Annotated in this window: 18 protein-coding genes; 11 read left to right on the forward strand and 7 right to left on the reverse strand. The window is 73.4% G+C overall.

The window, feature by feature from the left end; genetic code table 11:
- Positions 1 to 21 precede the first annotated feature (21 nt).
- Genes KYY02_RS16250 through paaA form a run of 5 tightly spaced genes read right to left on the reverse strand, consistent with a single transcriptional unit; the run spans position 22 to position 3,647 of the window.
- Entirely contained in the window at positions 22 to 1,080 is a 1,059-nt protein-coding gene (locus KYY02_RS16250) for a 2Fe-2S iron-sulfur cluster-binding protein (RefSeq protein WP_371238662.1), read from the reverse strand.
- A complete protein-coding gene (gene paaD, locus KYY02_RS16255) occupies positions 1,080 to 1,619 on the reverse strand; it encodes a 1,2-phenylacetyl-CoA epoxidase subunit PaaD (RefSeq protein WP_371238749.1) in 540 nt (179 codons plus the stop codon). The genes KYY02_RS16250 and paaD overlap by 1 nt, the downstream gene beginning before the upstream one ends.
- Entirely contained in the window at positions 1,616 to 2,353 is a 738-nt protein-coding gene (gene paaC / locus KYY02_RS16260; protein ID WP_371238663.1) for a 1,2-phenylacetyl-CoA epoxidase subunit PaaC, read from the reverse strand. Before paaC ends, paaD begins: the two co-directional genes overlap by 4 nt.
- Positions 2,350 to 2,637, reverse strand: coding sequence for a 1,2-phenylacetyl-CoA epoxidase subunit PaaB (gene paaB / locus KYY02_RS16265; RefSeq protein WP_371238664.1), 288 nt, complete (start codon positions 2,635 to 2,637; stop codon positions 2,350 to 2,352). The genes paaC and paaB overlap by 4 nt, the downstream gene beginning before the upstream one ends.
- Positions 2,634 to 3,647: a 1,2-phenylacetyl-CoA epoxidase subunit PaaA gene (gene paaA, locus KYY02_RS16270; protein WP_371238665.1), complete on the reverse strand. Its 1,014-nt coding sequence runs from the start codon at positions 3,645 to 3,647 to the stop codon at positions 2,634 to 2,636. The genes paaB and paaA overlap by 4 nt, the downstream gene beginning before the upstream one ends.
- 302 nt (positions 3,648 to 3,949) lie before the next feature.
- Here paaA and KYY02_RS16275 point away from each other — a divergent pair, with 302 nt between their 5' ends.
- Genes KYY02_RS16275 through KYY02_RS16285 form a run of 3 tightly spaced genes read left to right on the forward strand, consistent with a single transcriptional unit; the run spans position 3,950 to position 6,856 of the window.
- Positions 3,950 to 4,828, forward strand: coding sequence for a DUF5819 family protein (locus KYY02_RS16275; protein ID WP_371238666.1), 879 nt, complete (start codon positions 3,950 to 3,952; stop codon positions 4,826 to 4,828).
- Positions 4,825 to 6,066: an HTTM domain-containing protein gene (locus KYY02_RS16280; protein ID WP_371238667.1), complete on the forward strand. Its 1,242-nt coding sequence runs from the start codon at positions 4,825 to 4,827 to the stop codon at positions 6,064 to 6,066. The genes KYY02_RS16275 and KYY02_RS16280 overlap by 4 nt, the downstream gene beginning before the upstream one ends.
- Positions 6,067 to 6,076: 10 nt before the next feature.
- Positions 6,077 to 6,856, forward strand: a complete 780-nt coding sequence (locus KYY02_RS16285) for a TrmH family RNA methyltransferase (protein WP_371238668.1) — start codon at positions 6,077 to 6,079, stop codon at positions 6,854 to 6,856.
- On the opposite strand, the gene paaN is transcribed toward KYY02_RS16285, so the two are convergent.
- Positions 6,853 to 8,544, reverse strand: coding sequence for a phenylacetic acid degradation protein PaaN (gene paaN / locus KYY02_RS16290; RefSeq protein WP_371238669.1), 1,692 nt, complete (start codon positions 8,542 to 8,544; stop codon positions 6,853 to 6,855). The two genes, KYY02_RS16285 and paaN, sit on opposite strands and share 4 nt — an antisense overlap.
- Before the next feature lie 159 nt (positions 8,545 to 8,703).
- Here paaN and KYY02_RS16295 point away from each other — a divergent pair, with 159 nt between their 5' ends.
- On the forward strand, positions 8,704 to 10,218 hold the full coding sequence (locus KYY02_RS16295; protein WP_371238670.1) for a 3-hydroxyacyl-CoA dehydrogenase: 1,515 nt from the start codon (positions 8,704 to 8,706) through the stop codon (positions 10,216 to 10,218).
- Positions 10,215 to 10,805 carry a TetR/AcrR family transcriptional regulator gene (locus tag KYY02_RS16300; RefSeq protein WP_371238671.1) on the forward strand — a complete coding sequence of 197 codons (591 nt, stop codon included), beginning with the start codon at positions 10,215 to 10,217 and terminating at the stop codon, positions 10,803 to 10,805. Before KYY02_RS16295 ends, KYY02_RS16300 begins: the two co-directional genes overlap by 4 nt.
- A 6-nt stretch (positions 10,806 to 10,811) precedes the next feature.
- Here KYY02_RS16300 and KYY02_RS16305 read toward each other — a convergent pair whose 3' ends face one another.
- Positions 10,812 to 11,297 carry an Lrp/AsnC family transcriptional regulator gene (locus KYY02_RS16305; RefSeq protein WP_371238750.1) on the reverse strand — a complete coding sequence of 162 codons (486 nt, stop codon included), beginning with the start codon at positions 11,295 to 11,297 and terminating at the stop codon, positions 10,812 to 10,814.
- Between the two features lie 185 nt (positions 11,298 to 11,482).
- Here KYY02_RS16305 and pdhA point away from each other — a divergent pair, with 185 nt between their 5' ends.
- From pdhA to KYY02_RS16335, 6 genes are all read left to right on the forward strand, one after another.
- Entirely contained in the window at positions 11,483 to 12,625 is a 1,143-nt protein-coding gene (gene pdhA / locus KYY02_RS16310) for a pyruvate dehydrogenase (acetyl-transferring) E1 component subunit alpha (protein WP_371238673.1), read from the forward strand.
- Entirely contained in the window at positions 12,622 to 13,626 is a 1,005-nt protein-coding gene (locus KYY02_RS16315; RefSeq protein ID WP_371238674.1) for an alpha-ketoacid dehydrogenase subunit beta, read from the forward strand. Before pdhA ends, KYY02_RS16315 begins: the two co-directional genes overlap by 4 nt.
- Positions 13,626 to 15,089, forward strand: a complete 1,464-nt coding sequence (locus KYY02_RS16320) for a dihydrolipoamide acetyltransferase family protein (protein ID WP_371238675.1) — start codon at positions 13,626 to 13,628, stop codon at positions 15,087 to 15,089. The genes KYY02_RS16315 and KYY02_RS16320 overlap by 1 nt, the downstream gene beginning before the upstream one ends.
- An 85-nt stretch (positions 15,090 to 15,174) precedes the next feature.
- A complete protein-coding gene (locus tag KYY02_RS16325) occupies positions 15,175 to 16,125 on the forward strand; it encodes an NTP transferase domain-containing protein (RefSeq protein ID WP_371238676.1) in 951 nt (316 codons plus the stop codon).
- Positions 16,125 to 17,489: a molybdopterin molybdotransferase MoeA gene (locus tag KYY02_RS16330; protein WP_371238677.1), complete on the forward strand. Its 1,365-nt coding sequence runs from the start codon at positions 16,125 to 16,127 to the stop codon at positions 17,487 to 17,489. Before KYY02_RS16325 ends, KYY02_RS16330 begins: the two co-directional genes overlap by 1 nt.
- Complete coding sequence (locus KYY02_RS16335) at positions 17,486 to 18,580, forward strand: potassium channel family protein (protein ID WP_371238678.1); 1,095 nt, start codon at positions 17,486 to 17,488, stop codon at positions 18,578 to 18,580. The genes KYY02_RS16330 and KYY02_RS16335 overlap by 4 nt, the downstream gene beginning before the upstream one ends.
- Positions 18,581 to 18,616 lie beyond the last annotated feature (36 nt).

Consider the following 18,616-nt stretch of genomic DNA (forward strand, 5'->3'; position numbering starts at 1 on the left):
CGGGCCGGGTGGCCGGTGCGCCTACCGGTCGAAGTCCAGCTCCACCCTCTCCGCCACCGGATGCGACTGGCAGGCCAGGACATAGCCCGCCTCCGTCTCCTCCGGCTCCAGCGCGAAGTTGCGGTCCATCCGCACTTCGCCCGAGACGAGGAAGGCACGGCAGGTGCCGCACACCCCTCCCTTGCAGGCATAGGGCGCGTCGGGCCGGTTTCGCAGCACCGTGTCCAGCAGGGACTCGCCGTCCTGGACGGGCCAGGTCCCGCCACGCCCGTCGAGCCGGGCGGTGACCGCGCTGTGCGCGGGCGCGGACGCCGGGGCGAAGGCCGCCGTACCGGCGGCCACGTGGAAGATCTCCTGGTGGATGCGGGAGCGCGCCACGCCCAGCCCGCGCAGCGCCCGCTCGGCTCCTTCGACCAGTCCGTACGGTCCGCACAGGAACCAGCCGTCCGCCTCTTCCACGGGCAGCAGGACCGGCAGCAGCCCGGTCAGCCGCTCCTGGTCCAGCCGGCCGGAGGGCAGTCCCGCCTGCTGCTCCTCCCGGGAGAGCACCGTCACCAGCTGGAGCCGTTCGGGGTAGCGGTCCTTCAGGTCGGCGACCTCCTCCAGGAACATCGTCGAGGCGGCCGTCCGGTCGCTGCGGATCAGGCAGAACCGGGCCCGCGGCTCGCGCGCGAGCAGGGTCGAGACGATCGACAGCACCGGCGTGATGCCGCTGCCGCCGACGATCGCCGCGTACCGGCCGGGCGCGGGGGGAAGGGTGAAGCGGCCGGCCGGGGTCATCACCTCCAGCTCGTCGCCGAGGCCGACCTCCTTGAGCGCGTACGTGGAGAAGGCGCCGCCCTCGACCAGCCGCACGCCGACCCGGAGGGTGCTCGGCGCCTCGCCGCCGGGCGCGGGGGAGCAGATGGAGTAGGTGCGCCGGATGTCCTCGCCGCCCGCGACGCGCCGCAGGGCCACGTGCTGGCCGGGGGTGTACCGGTACTCCTCGGCCAGGTGCGGGGGGACGGTGAGGGTGAGGGCGACGGAGTCGTCGGTGAGCCGGTCGACCGCGGCCACCCGGAGCCGGTGGAAGCGGGCCATCACAGCTCCTTGAAGTGGTCGAACGGTTCACGGCAGGCCAGGCAGCGGCGCAGCGCCTTGCACGCGGTGGACGAGAAACGGCTGAGCAGCTCGGTCTCGGCGGAGCCACAGTGCGGACAGTGGACGGGCAGCGGCTCGTCCCCCGGCCGGGTCGCGCGGGTGCGTGTCGGGCCCAGCTCCACCCCGACCGGCCCGGAGGCCGTGCGTGCGCGTGGTGGGGCGATGCCGAACTCCCGCAGTTTCCGGCGCCCTTCGTCCGTGATGTCGTCGGTCGACCAGGCGGGCGCGAGCACCCTGCGCACCGTGACCTCGCGCACCCCGTGTTCGCGCAGCACCCGCTCGATGTCCAGGCTCATAGCCTCGACGGCCGGGCAACCGGTGTACGTCGGGGTCAGCTCGACCTCGACGGTGTGCGTGCCATGTGCGTGCACGGCGCGCACGACGCCCAGCTCGCGCAGGGTCAGAACGGGCAGTTCGGGGTCGGGTACCGAACCGGCGAGCTCCAGGAGTTCGGCCTCCAGCGGGGTGGGGGTGTTCACCATGTCGCCCCCGGATGGCTGCGGTGCAGATGCTGCATCTCGGCGAGCATCCGGCCGAAGGGCTCGGTGTGCAGACCCTGACGGCCCGCGCCGGCCGCCCACGCTCCCGTGCGCGGGCCCTCGGGCACCGTGAGGGTGGCCCGGCGCAGCACTTCGCCGATCCGCTCCCGCCAGGCCGCCTCCAGGCCGGGCCAGTCGACGTCCAGGCCCTCGACGGGCTGGAACATCTCGCCGGTGTGGCGCCACAGCGCGTCCACGGCACACTGCATCCGCGTACGGCTCTCGTCCGTGCCGTCACCGAGCCGCAGCGTCCACTGTTCGGCGTGATCACGGTGGTAGGCGGTCTCCTTGACCGCCTTGCCGGCCAGCGGCGCGAACGGGCCGTCACCGGAGGCCAGTTCGCCGTAGAGGAGGTACTGGTGGGCGGAGAAGTACAGCTGGCGGGCGATGGTGTGGGCGAAGTCGCCGTTCGGCTGTTCCACCAGCTGGAGGTTGCGGAAGGCGCGTTCCTCGCGCAGATAAGCCAGCTCGTCCTCGTCGCCCACCATCGACAGCAGCACCCGGGCCTGGCCCAGCAGGTCCAGCGCGATGTTGGCGAGGGCGAGCTCCTCCTCCAGCACGGGGGCGTGGCCGGCCCACTCGCCCAATCGGTGGGAGAGCACCAGCGCGTCGTCGCCGAGGGCGAGCGCGGCGGTCGTGCGGGCGGCGGTGCCCTTGGCGGGGGGCGTCGTCACAGGTGCCGCACCCCCTCGGGGATCTCGTAGAACGTCGGGTGCCGGTAGGGCTTGTCGGCAGCCGGCTCGAAGAACGGGTCCTTCTCGTCGGGTGAGGAGGCGGTGACCGCGGACGACGGGACGACCCAGATCGAGACGCCCTCGCCGCGCCGGGTGTACAGGTCGCGGGCATTGCGCAGGGCGAGCTGCGCGTCCGGCGCGTGCAGGCTGCCGGCGTGGGTGTGGGACAGTCCGCGACGCGAGCGCACGAAGACCTCCCACAGGGGCCAGTCGGTGTGGGTCATGCTCCTACAGCTCCTGTCTCGCCGTTCGTGTGCTTGGCGGCGTGGGCCGCTGCGGCCTTTCTGACCCAGGCGCCCTCCTCGTGGGCCTGCCTGCGCCGGGTCAGCCGCTGTTCGTTGCACGGGCCGTTTCCCTTGAGGACGTCCCAGAACTCCGACCAGTCGATCGCGCCGAAGTCGTGGTGCCCGCGCTCCTCGTTCCACTTCAGGTCCGGGTCGGGAAGCGTCAGGCCGAGCGACTCGGCCTGGGGGACGCAGATGTCGACGAAGCGCTGGCGCAGTTCGTCGTTGGAGTGCCGCTTGATCTTCCAGGCCATCGACTGCGCGGAGTGCTGGGACTCGTCGTCGGGCGGGCCGAACATCATCAGGGACGGCCACCACCAGCGGTCCACCGCGTCCTGCGCCATCGCGTGCTGCTCCGGTGTGCCCTTGCTGAGGGCCAGCAGCAGCTCGTAGCCCTGGCGCTGGTGGAAGGACTCCTCCTTGCAGATGCGGACCATCGCGCGCGCGTACGGGCCGTAGGAGCAGCGGCACAGGGGCACCTGGTTGGTGATCGCCGCTCCGTCCACCAGCCAGCCGATGGCGCCGACGTCAGCCCAGGTCAACGTCGGGTAGTTGAAGATCGAGGAGTACTTCTGGCGACCGGAGTGGAGCTTGTCGAGCAGCTCGTCGCGGCTGGTGCCGAGGGTCTCGGCGGCGCTGTACAGGTACAGGCCGTGCCCGGCCTCGTCCTGCACCTTGGCCATCAGGATCGCCTTGCGGCGCAGCGAGGGCGCGCGGGCGATCCAGTTGGCCTCCGGCTGCATGCCGATGATCTCGGAGTGCGCGTGCTGGGCGATCTGCCGGACGAGCGTGGCCCGGTAGGCGTCCGGCATCCAGTCGCGCGGCTCGATCCGCTCGTCGGCGGCGACGGCCGCGTCGAAGGCGCGCGCGTGGTGGGCGGTGTCGCCGGCGCCGGCCGGTGCGTCGTACGCCTGGCTGCCGGCCGTATCGCGGGCGGCTGCTGTCGCCATGGGGTCCCCCTCGACTGGATGCGTCCGGGAGCACGCTCCCGACCGATCGTTCGGTTCGTGCGATTCCATCGTGAGACGGGCGCCGTGAGGTGTCAACCGTTGTGGATAACCTGCGGGGGCCGCCTGCGGACGACACGGGGCCCGGGCCGCGGTGCGGAGACGGGCGGGGGACGGGATCCCGGGGGGACTGTGCCCGGGAGCCGGTGCTGAGTACCGTTCCGTGCGACGCGGCGGCGCGGTGCCAGGCCCTCGCGTCGGGGGAGAGCAGTGATGACGGACCGGGATCGGTGGATCGGGGCGGGATGAACGCGTACGACGAGGGCTCGGACGCCCGGCACGGGCCGGGCGTGCCCGGCCCGTGCCCCGCCCTGCCCGGGCCCGGCGGGCCCGCCGGCCCGGCGGGCCCGCCGGGGCCCCGGACCGCTCCGCCCGGTCCCGGGCGACCCGAGGACGGCCCGCCCGTGCCGTGCTCCCTCGCCGACCCGTCTGCCGGTCCGCCCGCCGGGCCGCTCGCCGGTCCGCCCGCCGGGCCCCGCGCTGGGGTGGCCGCGCTCTCCCCGGGCTATCGGACCGGCGCCGCGGTGGCGCTCGCGGTCGTCGCGGTCGTGGTCTGTGTGCACCTCGGTATGACGTTCCTGCACGTCGCGCCGGCGAACACGGTCAGCAAGGAGCACGGCGAGACGGTCGCGGACTGGATCTACCCGGAGTTCGAGCAGAACTGGAAGCTGTTCGCGCCGAACCCGTTGCAGCAGGACATCGCCGTCCAGGTGCGTGCCGAGATCCGTACGGCGGACGGAGGGACACGGACCACCGGCTGGCACGACCTGTCCGCACAGGACGGCCGCGCCATCGACGGCAACCTCCTGCCCAGCCACACCCAGCAGAACGAGCTGCGCCGTGCCTGGGACTTCTTCGTCGCCACGCACGACGACGACAACCGGCCGGTGGGCCTGCGCGGGGCGCTGTCCGAGACGTACCTGCGCCGGATCGCGGTGCTGCGCCTCGACCGTGCGGACGCCGCCGGCCCGGGCGGCGCCGTCGAGCGCGTCCAGATCCGCTCACGGACCGCCCAGGTGCCGCCGCCCGAATGGAGCGGGGAGGAGATGTCCACCACACCCGTGTACCGCACGCTGTCCTGGTGGTCGCTGTCCGAGGACGAGACCCGGGGAGGCGTGGGGTGAACCGCTGTGCGCCGGCCCTGCTCCGCGCGGTCGCCCGCGTCACCGACGCCGCGCTCGGCCCCCATCAGACCGCCGTGATCCGCATCGGCTTCAGTCTGACCTGGCTGCTGTTCCTGTTGCGCGAATTCCCCCACCGCCAGGAGCTGTACGGCCCCGACGGACCCTGGAGCTGGGACCTCGCCGATCAGCTGGTCGCGGTGAACGACGCCTTCACGCCGCTGCTGTGGTCGGACAGCCAGGTCTGGTTCGAGGCCGTCTACGCGCTCGCCGTGCTGTGGAGTCTCCTGCTGCTGCTCGGCTGGCGCACCCGCACCATGTCGGTGCTGTTCATGGTGGGCGTGCTGGCGCTGCAGAACCGCAGCGTCTTCATGGGGGACGGCGGCGACAACGTCCTGCACCTGATGTCGATCTACCTGGTGTTCACGCGCTGCGGTCAGGTCTGGTCCCTGGACGCGCGGCGTGCGCGCCGCGCGGCCGGGGCGCGCGCACGTGGCGAGCGGCCGCGCGACCGGGTCGGCCCGCTGCTGTGGGGCGTGCTGGGCTTCCTGCTGCTCCTGGCGACGCTGGCGGGCCGGATGGACGGCGACCGGTTCATACCGGCGCTGCTGTGGGCCGTATGGCTCGCACAGGCGCTGTGGTGGCTGACCGCGCGCCGGGCGAGGACCGGGCAGCCGCGGATCCTGCTGGACGTCGTCGCGAACGTCGTGCACAACGGCGCGCTGCTGGTGATCATGGCCGAGGCGTGTCTGATCTACGCCACGGCCGGCTGGTACAAGGTCCAGGGCTCCCGCTGGCAGGACGGCACCGCCGTCTACTACCCGCTGCACCTGGAGTACTTCTCCCCCTGGCCGGCCCTCGCGGACCTGCTGTCGGCCAGCGGCACGATGGTGATGCTGGTGACCTACGGGACGGTCGCCGTGCAGGTCGCCTTCCCGTTCACGCTGTTCAACCGGCGGGTCAAGAACGTCCTGCTGGCCCTCATGATCACGGAGCACGCGGTGATCGCCGTCGTGCTCGGACTGCCCTTCTTCTCCCTGGCGATGATCACGGCGGACGCGGTCTTCCTGCCGACGGCCTTCCTGCGCCGCCTCGGGAACCTCGCGGCACGCGCGCGCGGGCGGCTGCGCCCGCGCGGGACGCCGGTTCCGCGCCCGCGGCCCCCGGCCGACCGACCGGTCGGAAAGGACCCGCTGGAGGCCGCTCCGGCGCCGGGTGGAGCACCGGGACCGCACACGTAGGCTGCACGCCATGACCGAACCCGCTCCCCAGACCCCGGCCGACCCCGTCTCCGCCTGGCGCCGTCTGGCTGGCGCCGCCGTGCTGCTCGACGGCTTCCACGCCCTCAAGCACGCCGTGCGCTTCGGGGCCGGGGTCCGGATCGCGCTCACCGCGGACCGGGCCGGCGCGCTCGCGCTCGCCGACGAGCTGGCCGGGGACGTGCGGGACACGCTGGCGGAGTTGCTGACCGAGGTGCCCCACGAGACGTACGCCGCTCTCGTGCCGCGCCCGCACCCCACCGCCGTGGCCGCCCTGGCCGTACGTCCCTCCCGCGCGGACAACCTCGGGGAGCTGGCCCGCACCCCGCGCACCGCGCCCGTGGTGGTGCTGGACAAGCCGCGCAACCTCGGCAACGCGGGCGCGGTGATCCGGCTGGCCGCCGGTTTCGGGGCGACCGGGGTCGTCACCACCGGCACGCTCGACCCCTGGCACCCCACCGTCGTGCGCGGCGGGGCGGGGCTGCACTTCGCCACCGCCGTGGAGCGGCTGACCGTGGAGGAGTTGCCGCCCGGGCCGGTCTTCGCGCTCGACCCGGAGGGCGAGGACATCCGCTCGCTGAAGCTGCCGGACGACGCGCTGCTCGCCTTCGGCTCCGAGCGCAGCGGGCTGTCGGCGGAACTCCGCGCCCGGGCCGACCACCTGGTGGCGCTGCCGATGCGCCCCCAGGTCTCCAGCTACAACCTCGCGACCAGTGTGGCCATGACGCTGTACCACTGGTGCGCCACCGGAGGCGCACCCCACGGCTCCTAGGCCTCCCGGCGCACCTCGACCACCCGGAACCGGTTGGCCACGAACGCGCCGTCGCACAGGGCCGCGTTGGCCGCCGGGTTGCCGCCGGAGCCGTGGAAGTCGGAGAAGGCGGCCGTCTGGTTGACGTACACCCCGCCGGTGAGGTTCAGGGAGAGCTGTGCGGCCTCCTCCAAGCAGACCTCCCGCACGGCTTCCTCGACCTCCGGGGAGGTCGTGTACGCGCCGACCGTCATGGCGCCCTTCTCGCGGACGGTGCGCCGCAGCAGCTCCACCGCGTCGCCGGCCGAGTCGACGGCGACGGCGAAGGAGACAGGGCCGAAGCACTCGCTCATGTAGGCGGCCTCGGCGTCCGGCTTGGCGCCGTCGAGCTTCACGATCACCGGTGTGCGCACCACCGCGCCCGGGAACTCCGGGTGGGCGATCTCCCGTGAGGCGAGAGCGACCTCGCCGAGACCGGCGGCGGCCTCCAGGCGGGCCTTGACGTCAGGGTTGACGATCGCGCCCAGCAGCGCGTTGGCGCGCGCGTCGTCGCCGAGCAGGCCGTCGACCGCCTTCGCGAGGTCGGCGGTGACCTCGTCGAAGGACTTGGGCCCCTGGTCGGTGGTGATGCCGTCGCGCGGGATCAGCAGGTTCTGCGGGGTGGTGCACATCTGGCCGCTGTACAGCGACAGGGAGAACGCCAGGTTGGCCAGCATCCCCCGGTAGTCGGCGGTCGACTCCACGATCACCGAGTTGACGCCGGCCTTCTCGGTGTACACCTGCGCCTGGCGCGCGTTGCCCTCCAGCCAGTCGCCGAACTCGGTGGAACCGGTGTAGTCGATGATCCGGATCTCGGGGCGGGTGGCGAGGGTCCTGGCGATGCCCTCGCCGGGCCGCTCGGCGGCGAGCGCCACCAGGTTGGGGTCGAAGCCGGCGTCGGTGAGCGTCTGGCGGGCGACCTGGACGGTGAGCGCGAGCGGCAGCACCGCGCGGGGATGCGGCTTGACCAGGACCGCGTTGCCGGTGGCCAGGGAGGCGAACAGGCCCGGGTAGCCGTTCCACGTCGGGAAGGTGTTGCAGCCGATGACCAGGGCGACGCCCCGGGGGGCCGGGACGAACTCCTTGGTGAGCGTGAGCGGGTCGCGCTTGCCCTGCGGTTTGGTCCACTCCGCGGTGCCGGGCGTGCGGACCTGCTCCGCGTACGCGTAGGCCACCGCCTCCATGCCGCGGTCCTGCGCGTGCGGGCCGCCGGCCTGGAACGCCATCATGAACGCCTGGCCGGAGGTGTGCATGACCGCCTGGGCGAACTCCATCGTCCGGTCGCCGATCCGCTTGAGGATCTCCAGACAGACCACCGCGCGGGTCTCCGGGCCGGCGTCGCGCCAGGCCCGCATCCCGGCCCGCATGGCGGGCAGCAGCGCGTCCGGGTCCGCGTGCGGGTAGCTCACGCCCAGCTCGATGCCGTACGGGGAGGTCTCGCCGTCCACCCAGCCGTCCGTGCCGGGCTGGCCGAGGTCGAGGCGGGTGCCGAGCAGGGCGTCGAAGGCGGCCCTGCCCGCCGCCGTGTCCAGGCTGCCGTGCTCCCCGTACGCCTTGGGGTGCTCGGGATGCGGGGACCAGTACGCGCGCGTGCGGATCGTTTCCAGCGCCTGGTCCAGGGTGGGACGGTGCCGGGCGATCAGCTCGTGCGCCGTGAGTGCGGCGGCCATGCGGGACCAACTCCTCGTCTCGGGAACTCTTCGTCGAGCTCGTGGACCTGTGCGGAAACGTAGTCAGAACGGGCGGTCGGAGTTAGAGTAACCGAACGATCGGTCGGGACAAGGGGGTCCGCCGCATCTGTGGAGAACCCGTGCGGGAGGATCGCGCACATGACAGCACTCGACCTCAGCAGTCCCGTGGCCGTGGTCGGCGCCGGCACCATGGGGCAGGGAATCGCCCAGGTCGCGCTGGTCGCGGGCCACCCCGTGCGGCTGTACGACGCCGTCGACGGCCGGGCCCGCCGGGCGGCCGACGCGATCGGCGCCCGGCTCGACCGACTGGTGGAGAAGGAGCGCCTCACCGCCGCCGAGCGGGACGCGGCCCGTGCCCGTCTACGGCCCGTCGGCGAGTTCACCGGGCTCGCCGGCTGCGCCCTGGTCGTCGAGGCCGTCCTGGAGCGCCTGGACGTCAAGCAGGAGTTGCTGCGCGCGCTGGAGGACGTCGTCTCCGACGACTGTCTGCTCGCCACCAACACCTCCTCCCTGTCGGTCACCGCGATCGGCGGCGCCCTGCGCGTGCCCGGCCGCTTCGTTGGCCTGCACTTCTTCAACCCCGCGCCGCTGCTGCCGCTGGTCGAGGTCGTCTCCGGCTTCGCCACCGACGTCTCGTACGCCACGCGCGCGTACGAGACGGCCCGCGCCTGGGGCAAGACGCCCGTCGCCTGCGCCGACACCCCCGGCTTCATCGTCAACCGCGTCGCCCGGCCCTTCTACGCCGAGGCCTTCGCGGTGTACGAGTCCCAGGGCGCCGACCCGGCCACCATCGACGCGGTGCTGCGCGAGTCCGGCGGCTTCCGGATGGGGGCCTTCGAACTGACCGACCTCATCGGGCAGGACGTCAACGAGTCCGTCACCCACTCGGTCTGGCAGTCCTTCTTCCAGGACGTCCGCTTCGCCCCCTCGCTCGCCCAGCGCCGCCTGGTCGAGTCCGGCCGCCTGGGACGCAAGACCGGCCACGGCTGGTACGACCACCGGGAGGGCGCCGAGCGCCCCGAGCCGCACACCGCGGGGCCCGCCGAGGCACCCGCATACGTGGTCGCCGAGGGCGGTCTGGGGCCCGCCTCGGAGCTGATCGCCCTGATCCGCGAGGCGGGCATCGAGGTGCGCGAGGAGGACGAGGACAACGGCACCCGCCTGGTGCTGCCCGGCGGCGGCCAGCTGGTGCTCGCCGACGGCCGGACCTCCGTGGAGTTCCGCGACGTCGTCCACTTCGACCTCGCCCTCGACTACCGCACGGCCACGCGGATCGCCCTGTCCCACGCCCGTGACACCTCCCCGGAGACCGTCGCCGGGGCCACCGGGCTCTTCCAGGCGCTCGGCAAGAAGGTCAGCGTCATCGGGGACGTCCCCGGAATGATCGTCGCGCGGACGGTGGCGCGGATCATCGACCTCGCGGTCGACGCCGTCGCCAAGGGCGTCGCCACCGAGGAGGACGTCGACACCGCGATGCGGCTGGGCGTGAGCTACCCCCTGGGGCCCTTCGAGTGGAGCCGCCGCCTCGGCCGCGGCTGGGCCGGCGCCCTGCTGGACGAACTGCACGAGACCGACCCGTCCGGCCGCTACGCGCCGTCCCTCGCGCTCCACCGGTACGCGTGCGCCACCCACAGGCTGGAGGACACCCCATGACCACCGCCAGGCGCGACGCGTACACCCCGGAGACGCTGCTGTCCGTCGCCGTCCAGGTGTTCAACGAGCGCGGCTACGACGGCACCTCCATGGAGCACCTCTCCAGAGCCGCCGGCATCTCCAAGTCGTCCATCTACCACCACGTGGCCGGCAAGGAGGAACTGCTGCGCCGCGCGGTGAGCCGTGCCCTGGACGGGCTCTTCGGCATCCTGGACGAGGAGCGCGCGCGTGTGGGACGCGCCGCCGAGCGGCTGGAGTACGTCGTACGGCGGATGGTCGAGGTCCTGATCGCCGAGCTGCCGTACGTGACGCTGCTGCTGCGGGTGCGCGGCAACACGGACACCGAGCGGTGGGCGCTGGAGCGACGGCGCGAGTTCGACCACCGGGTGGCGGCGCTGCTGAAGGCGGCGGCGGACGACGGGGACGTGCGCGAGGACATAGAGGTACGCCTGGTGACCCGGCTGGTCTTCGGCATGATCAACTCGATCGTGGAGTGGTACCGGCCGGACGGACGCGGCATGGGCGAGCGCGAGGTGGCCGACGCGGTGGCCCAGCTGGCCTTCGGGGGACTGCGCAAGGAGTCCTGAGGCTCCTCACCCCTGCGGCTCCAGGTCCTCCTCCTCGAACACCAGCAGGGTGCGCGTGCTCAGCACCTCGGGGATCGCCTGGAGCCGGGTGAGCACCAGTTCGCGCAGCGCCCGGTTGTCGGGGGTGTGCACCAGCAGCAGCACGTCGAAGTCGCCTCCCACCAGCGCGATGTGCGAGGCGCCCGGAAGCTGCCGGAGCTGCTCGCGGACCGTGCGCCAGCTGTTCTGGACGATCTTCAGGGTGATGTACGCGGACGTCCCGTGACCGGCCCGCTCATGGTTGACGCGGGCCCCGAAACCGCGGATGACACCGTCCTCGACCAGTCGGCCGATCCGCGCGTACGCGTTCGCGCGGGAGACGTGGACCCGCTCGGCGACCGAGCGTATGGACGCGCGGCCGTCCGCCTGGAGCATCCGCAGGATGTCCTGGTCGATGGCGTCCAGGGGGCGCGCGGGAGCGAGCGGACCGCTCTCCTCCTGGCCCTCGGCCATTTGTTCAGATGCCACCCGCCCCCACCTCTCCGCCGTGGACGTCCTGCACCCATCCCAGGATGTGGAGAACCGTTTGTCCACAGCCTGGTGCCACCCGTAGCCAAAATGCGTCGGCGACCGAACAATCGGTTGGTGAGGCGCGTCACAGACGCCGCGCCTCCGACATCCCACGAGGAGGTGCCGTCATGACGGTCATGGAGCAGCGGGGGGCCTACCGGCCGGCCCCGCCGCCCGCCTGGCAGCCCCGTACCGACCCCGCGCCGCTGCTGCCCGACGCGGAGCCGTACCGCGTGCTCGGCACCGAGACGGCCGCCGGGGCCGACCCGGAGCTGCTGCGCCGGCTGTATGCGGAGCTGGTGAGGGGCCGCCGCTACAACGCGCAGGCCACCGCCCTCACCAAGCAGGGCCGTCTCGCGGTCTACCCCTCCAGCACCGGCCAGGAGGCCTGCGAGGTCGCCGCCGCGCTCGTCCTCGAGGAGCGCGACTGGCTCTTCCCGAGCTACCGCGACACTCTCGCCGTCGTCGCGCGCGGGGTGGACCCCGTCGAGGCCCTCACCCTGCTGCGCGGCGACTGGCACACCGGCTACGACCCCCATGAGCACCGCGTGGCCCCGCTGAGCACCCCGCTCGCCACCCAGCTGCCGCACGCCGTCGGGCTGGCGCACGCGGCCCGTCTCAAGGGCGACGACGTGGTCGCGCTCGCCATGGTCGGCGACGGCGGCACCAGCGAGGGCGACTTCCACGAGGCGCTGAACTTCGCGGCCGTGTGGCAGGCCCCGGTGGTCTTCCTCGTCCAGAACAACGGCTTCGCGATCTCCGTACCGCTCGCCAAGCAGACCGCGGCCCCGTCGCTGGCCCACAAGGCCGTCGGCTACGGCATGCCCGGCCGCCTGGTGGACGGCAACGACGCCGCCGCCGTGCACGAGGTCCTCGCCGACGCCGTACGCCGCGCCCGCGCGGCCGGCGGCCCGACCCTGGTCGAGGCGGTCACGTACCGAGTGGAGGCCCACACCAACGCCGACGACGCCACCCGCTACCGCGGCGACGCCGAGGTCGAGACCTGGAAGCAGCACGACCCGATCGCCCTGCTGGAGCGCGAGCTGACCGGGCGCGGCCTGCTCGACGAGGCCGGCGTCGAGGCCGCCCGCCAGGACGCCGAGACCCTGGCCGCCTCCCTGCGCGCCCGCATGAACGAGAACCCGGCACTGGACCCCATGGACCTCTTCGCCCACGTCTACGCCGAACCCACTCCCCAGCTCATCGAGCAGCGGGAGCAGCTGCGGGCCGAGCTGGCGGCCGAGGCCGAGTCGGAAGGGGCACAGCGATGACCACCGTCGCCGTCAAGCCGGCCACCATGGCGCAGGCCCTCACGCGCGCCATGCGCGACGCCATGGCAGCCGACCCGTCCGTGCACGTCATGGGCGAGGACGTCGGCACCCTCGGCGGTGTCTTCCGGGTCACCGACGGGCTCGCCGAGGAGTTCGGCGCGGACCGCTGCACGGACACCCCGCTGGCCGAGGCGGGCATTCTCGGCACGGCCGTCGGCATGGCCATGTACGGACTGCGCCCGGTCGTGGAGATGCAGTTCGACGCGTTCGCCTACCCGGCGTTCGAGCAGCTCGTCTCGCACGTCGCGAAGGCGCGCAACCGCACGCGCGGGAGGATGCCCCTGCCGCTCACCGTCCGCGTCCCCTACGGCGGCGGCATCGGCGGTGTCGAGCACCACAGCGACTCCTCCGAGGCGTACTACATGGCGACTCCGGGGCTCCACGTCGTCACGCCCGCCACCGTCGCCGACGCCTACGGGCTGCTGCGCGCCGCCATCGCCTCCGACGACCCGGTCGTCTTCCTGGAGCCCAAGCGGCTCTACTGGTCGAAGGACGCCTGGAACCCCGAGGAGCCGACGGCCGTTGAACCGATAGGCCGTGCGGTGGTGCGGCGCTCGGGGCGGAGCGCCACGCTCGTCACGTACGGGCCGTCGCTGCCCGTCTGCACGGAGGCGGCCGAGGCGGCCCGGGCCGAGGGCTGGGACCTCGAAGTGGTCGATCTGCGCTCCCTGGTGCCGTTCGACGACGAGACGGTGTGCGCCTCGGTACGGCGGACGGGACGCGCGGTCGTCGTCCACGAGTCGGGTGGCTTCGGCGGCCCGGGCGGGGAGATCGCGGCCCGGGTCACGGAGCGCTGCTTCCACCACCTGGAGGCGCCGGTGCTGCGGGTGGCCGGGTTCGACCTGCCGTACCCGCCGCCGATGCTGGAGCGCCACCACCTGCCCGGCGTGGACCGGATCCTGGACGCCGTGGGGCGTCTGCAGTGGGAGGCCGAGAGCTGATGGCACAGGTGCTGGAGTTCAAGCTGCCCGACCTCGGGGAGGGGCTCACCGGGGCGGAGATCGTGCGCTGGCTGGTCGAGGTCGGTGACGTCGTCGCCGTGGACCAGCCGGTCGTCGAGGTCGAGACGGCCAAGGCGATGGTGGACGTGCCCTGTCCGTACAGCGGTGTCGTCACGGCCCGTTTCGGTGCGGAGGGCACCGAACTGCCGGTCGGCGCCCCGCTGCTGACGGTGGCGGTGGGCGGGCCGGCCGACGACGGCCCGGCCGGGGACACGGGTCCCGCCGAATCCGGGGACGCGCGCGGCCGGGCCCCGGCCACCGAGGGCTCCGGCAACGTCCTGGTCGGCTACGGCACCGCGGCGGCACCGGCCCGGCGCCGCCGCGTCCGTCCGCCACAGGCGCCCCCCGAGACCTCTGCCACACCCACCGCTTCCGCCACACCCACCGCTCCAGCCGCTCCAGTCGCACCCGCCGCTTCCGCAGTGAACGGGCAGGTCAGGGCAGCGAGGTCCGCCGCCGCACGGACCCGGGCCCCGGGCGCGGCGGACGGCCCCGTCCCCGTGATCTCGCCCCTGGTGCGCAGGCTGGCCCGGCAGAACGGCCTGGACCTGCGGGAGATGACCGGCTCCGGACCCGAGGGGCTGATCCTCCGCGCCGATGTGGAGTACGCCCTGCGCGCCGCGGCCGCCCGGGGCCGTACGGGCACGGCGGCCGGCGAGCCGGGTCCGCGGACCGACCGGGCGAGCGTGCCGGCACCGGGCGCGGACTTCCCGGGCGTCACCCGCGTCCCCCTCAAGGGCATCCGCGGAACCGTCGCCGACAAGCTCTCCCGCAGCCGCACCGAGATTCCCGACGCGACCTGCTGGGTGGACGCCGACGCGACCGAACTGATGCGCGCGCGGGCCGCGATGAACGCGGCCGGCAGGTCGAAAATATCCGTCATTGCCCTGTTGGCCCGGATCTGCACCGCCGCACTCGCCCGCTTCCCCGAGCTCAACTCCTCGGTGGACACCGGGGCCAGGGAGATCGTCCGGTACACGGACGTGCACCTCGGCTTCGCCGCGCAGACCGACCGGGGGCTGGTCGTCCCCGTCGTCCGGGACGCGCACACGCGAGACGCCGAGTCGCTCACGGCCGAGTTCGCCCGGTTGACCGGGGCGGCCCGGTCCGGCACGCTGACGCCCGCGGAACTCACGGGCGGCACCTTCACGTTGAACAACTACGGCGTGTTCGGGGTCGACGGTTCCACACCGATCATCAACCACCCCGAGGCCGCCATGCTCGGCGTCGGCCGCATCGTCCCCAGGCCCTGGGTGCACCAGGGCGAGCTGGCGGTGCGGCAGGTCGTGCAGCTCTCGCTCACCTTCGACCACCGGGTCTGCGACGGTGGCACCGCGGGGGGCTTCCTGCGGTACGTGGCGGACTGCGTCGAACAACCGGCGGTGCTGCTGCGGACACTGTGAGTCCGTTTCGAGTCGCCGGTCCCCCCGACCGCGTCTCGGTGCCCCCGCGTTCCCTGTGCTCGCGGGGGGCACGCATACTCGGAGGGTGACCGAGCATCAGCCACCCGGCGGTCCCTCCTGCGATCCTCCCGAAGGTCCCTCCGGAGGCCCCGCCGAGGACCCCGACCCCGCGTACGACGCCGTCGTGCTCGCCGGTGGCGCCGCACGGCGGCTCGGCGGCGTGGACAAGCCCGGGGTGCGGGTGGGCGGACGGGCGCTGCTCGACCGGGTGCTCACGGCCTGCGCCGACGCCCGGACCACGGTGGTCGTCGCCGACCCCCGCCCTACCGAGCGGCCCGTGGTCTGGGCCCGTGAGGAACCTCCCGGCGGCGGCCCCCTGGCCGCGCTCGCCGCCGGGCTCCGGCACACCACGGCCGATCAGGTCCTCGTGGTCTCCGCCGACCTGCCGTTCCTCGGGTACCGCACGGTGCGGGGGCTGCTGACGTCCCTGCGCCACGGCGCCGCCGACGGCGTGCTGCTGACCGACTCCGACGGCCGGGACCAGCCGCTCGTCGCCGCGTACCGGGCCGGACCCCTGCGCCGCGGACTGGCCGCACTCACCGGCCGGCACGGCGAGCTGACCGGACTGCCCCTGCGCCGGCTGACCGGTTCGCTCGGCCTCACCCGTACCTCCGACCCGGTGGCGTCCTTCGACTGCGACACCTGGGACGACATCGCCACTGCCAGGGCACGCATCAGGGAGCATGGACACGTGTTGGACGAATGGATCTCCGCAGTCAAGGACGAGCTGGGCATCGACCTGGACGTCGACACCGGCGTACTGCTCGACCTCGCCCGTGACGCCGCCCACGGGGTGGCCCGACCCGCCGCGCCGCTGACCACCTTCCTCGTCGGTTACGCGGCCGCACGGGCGGGCGGCGACCGGGAGGCCGTCGCCGAGGCGGCCCACAAGGCCGCGGCACTCGCCCTGCGCTGGGCCGACGAGGAGACCCTCGACGCCACCCCCGAAACCCCCGACACCCGACCGGACGCCTGATGATCCCGCGCGCCGCCCGGACCGACAAGAACGCCGACGACCTCGACGTCGAGGAGGCGCTCGCCCTCGTGAGGAAGCACCCCGGCGGCACCACGGACGCCCCCCGCCACCCGCACCCGGATCCGCACCCGCACCCCGGCGCCACCACCTGGCCCGACGCCCGCGCCATCGCCGAACGCGCCCCGCGCCACGGCAGTCGCACCGGCTGCCTGACCCCGGTCGCCGTCCCTCTGGCCTCGGCCCTGGGCCTCACCCTCGCCGCCCCCCTCACCGCCCTCACCGACCTGCCACCCTTCGACACCTCCGCGATGGACGGCTGGGCGGTGTCCGGCCCCGGCCCCTGGTCCGTACGGGACGAGGGCGTTCTCGCCGGGCACGCCGCGCACACGCCGCTCACCGACGGCGAGGCCGTCCGCATCGCCACCGGCGCCCGTATCCCCCCGGACACCACCGCCGTACTCCGCAGCGAACACGGCCGCACCGACGACAAGGGCCGGCTGCACGTCACCGCCGCCGCCCGGCCACCGCACACGGTCACCCACGGCCAGGACATCCGCCCCCGCGGCCAGGAGTGCCGCAGCGGCGACCAGCTGCTGCCCGTGGGCACCCCGGTGACCCCGCCCGTCCTGGGCATGGCGGCCGCCGCCGGATACGACACGCTCACCGCCGTCCCCCGCCCCCGCGCCGACGTGTTCGTCCTCGGCGACGAACTGCTCGGCGAGGGCCTGCCGCACGACGGGCTGATCCGGGACGCGCTCGGCCCGCTGCTGCCGCCCTGGCTGCGCGCACTCGGCGCGGAGGTGGCCTCCGTACGCCGGATCGGCGACACCGAACAGGCGTTGTACGAGGCCATCACGGCGTCCGACGCCGATGTCGTCGTCACCACCGGCGGTACCGCCGCGGGCCCGGTCGACCATGTGCACCCCACGCTGCGCCGCATCGGCGCCGAACTCCTCGTGGACGGCGTCAAGGTGCGCCCCGGCCACCCCATGCTCCTGGCCCGCACCCAGGACGGCCGGTACCTCGTCGGCCTGCCCGGCAACCCCCTCGCCGCCGTGTCCGGCCTGCTCACCCTCGCCGAACCCCTGCTGCGCACCCTCGCGGCCCGTCCCGCCCCCGAGCCGTACACGCTGCCGCTGCGGGACGGGGTGCAGGGGCACCCGTACGACACCCGGCTGGTTCCCGTCGCCCTGCGCGGCAATCGGGCGCTGCCGCTGCTCTACAACGGCCCGGCCATGCTGCGCGGCATCGCGGCGGCCGACGCGCTCGCCGTCGTGCCTCCCGGCGGGGCACGGTCCGGCCAGGAGACGGAACTGTTCGACCTGCCCTGGGCGTCCGGGGGAATCGGGGTGTGTTTCACGTGAAACTTCCGGGCCAGGACGTCATCGCTCGCCAGGCGGACGAGCACCTGGTGACCCACCGGGTGAAACTCCCGAGGAAACTGGTGGAGCACCCGGTCCGCCAGGTCGCCAAACGGCTGTCGTGGGCCCTGGTGGTGCTGGTGGCGACGGCGTTCATCGTGTACGCCGACCGCGACGGCTACAGCGACAACTCCGACGGAGCCATCGATCTCCTCGACGCGTTCTACTACGCGACCGTCACCCTCTCCACCACCGGGTACGGCGACATCACGCCGGTCAGCGACGGCGCCCGGCTCACCAACATTTTCGTTATCACGCCGCTGCGCGTGCTGTTCCTGATCATCCTGGTCGGCACCACCCTCGAGGCCCTCACCGAGCGCACGCGGGAGGAGTGGCGACTGAACCGCTGGAGGTCCGCGTTGCGCGATCACACCGTCGTCGTCGGGTTCGGCACCAAGGGCAGGTCCGCGATCAAGACCGTCTGCGCGACCGGGCTCAGGAAGGAACAGGTCGTGGTCGTCGACCCCAGCGAGAAGGCGATCGACGCGGCCACAGCGGACGGCTACGCGGGTGTCATAGGGGACGCCACGCGCAGCGAGGTGCTGAAGCGGGCCGAGGTGCAGCGGGCCCGGCAGATCATCATCGCGACGCAGCGTGACGACACGGCGGTCCTCGTGGCGCTGACGGCACGGCAGCTCAACCGGGGCGCGAAGATCGTGGCCGCGGTGCGCGAGGAGGAGAACGCCCCGCTGCTGAAGCAGTCGGGCGCCGACGCGGTCATTACCAGCGCCAGCGCGGCCGGACGGCTGCTCGGCCTGTCCGTGCTCAGCCCTTCGGCCGGCATGGTCATGGAGGACCTCATCCAGCAGGGCTCCGGACTCGACATCGTCGAGCGGCCGGTCATAAAGGCGGAGGTGGGCAAGGTGCCCCGCGAGGTCGGCGACCTGGTGGTGAGCGTCGTACGCGGACACCGGGTGCTCGGCTACGACGATCAGGACGTCGGGACGCTGGAGCTGACGGACCGGTTGATCACGATCGTGCGGGCGACGCCGGGCACGCAGATCGCGCCCGACGTCCGGCCGTTCCGCGGCTGAGCCCGCCGTCTCCTTCCCGGGGCCGCCTTCTTCCCG

Origin of the sequence: Streptomyces pimonensis, assembly GCF_041380215.1 — a bacterium.
GTDB lineage: Bacteria > Actinomycetota > Actinomycetes > Streptomycetales > Streptomycetaceae > Streptomyces > Streptomyces pimonensis.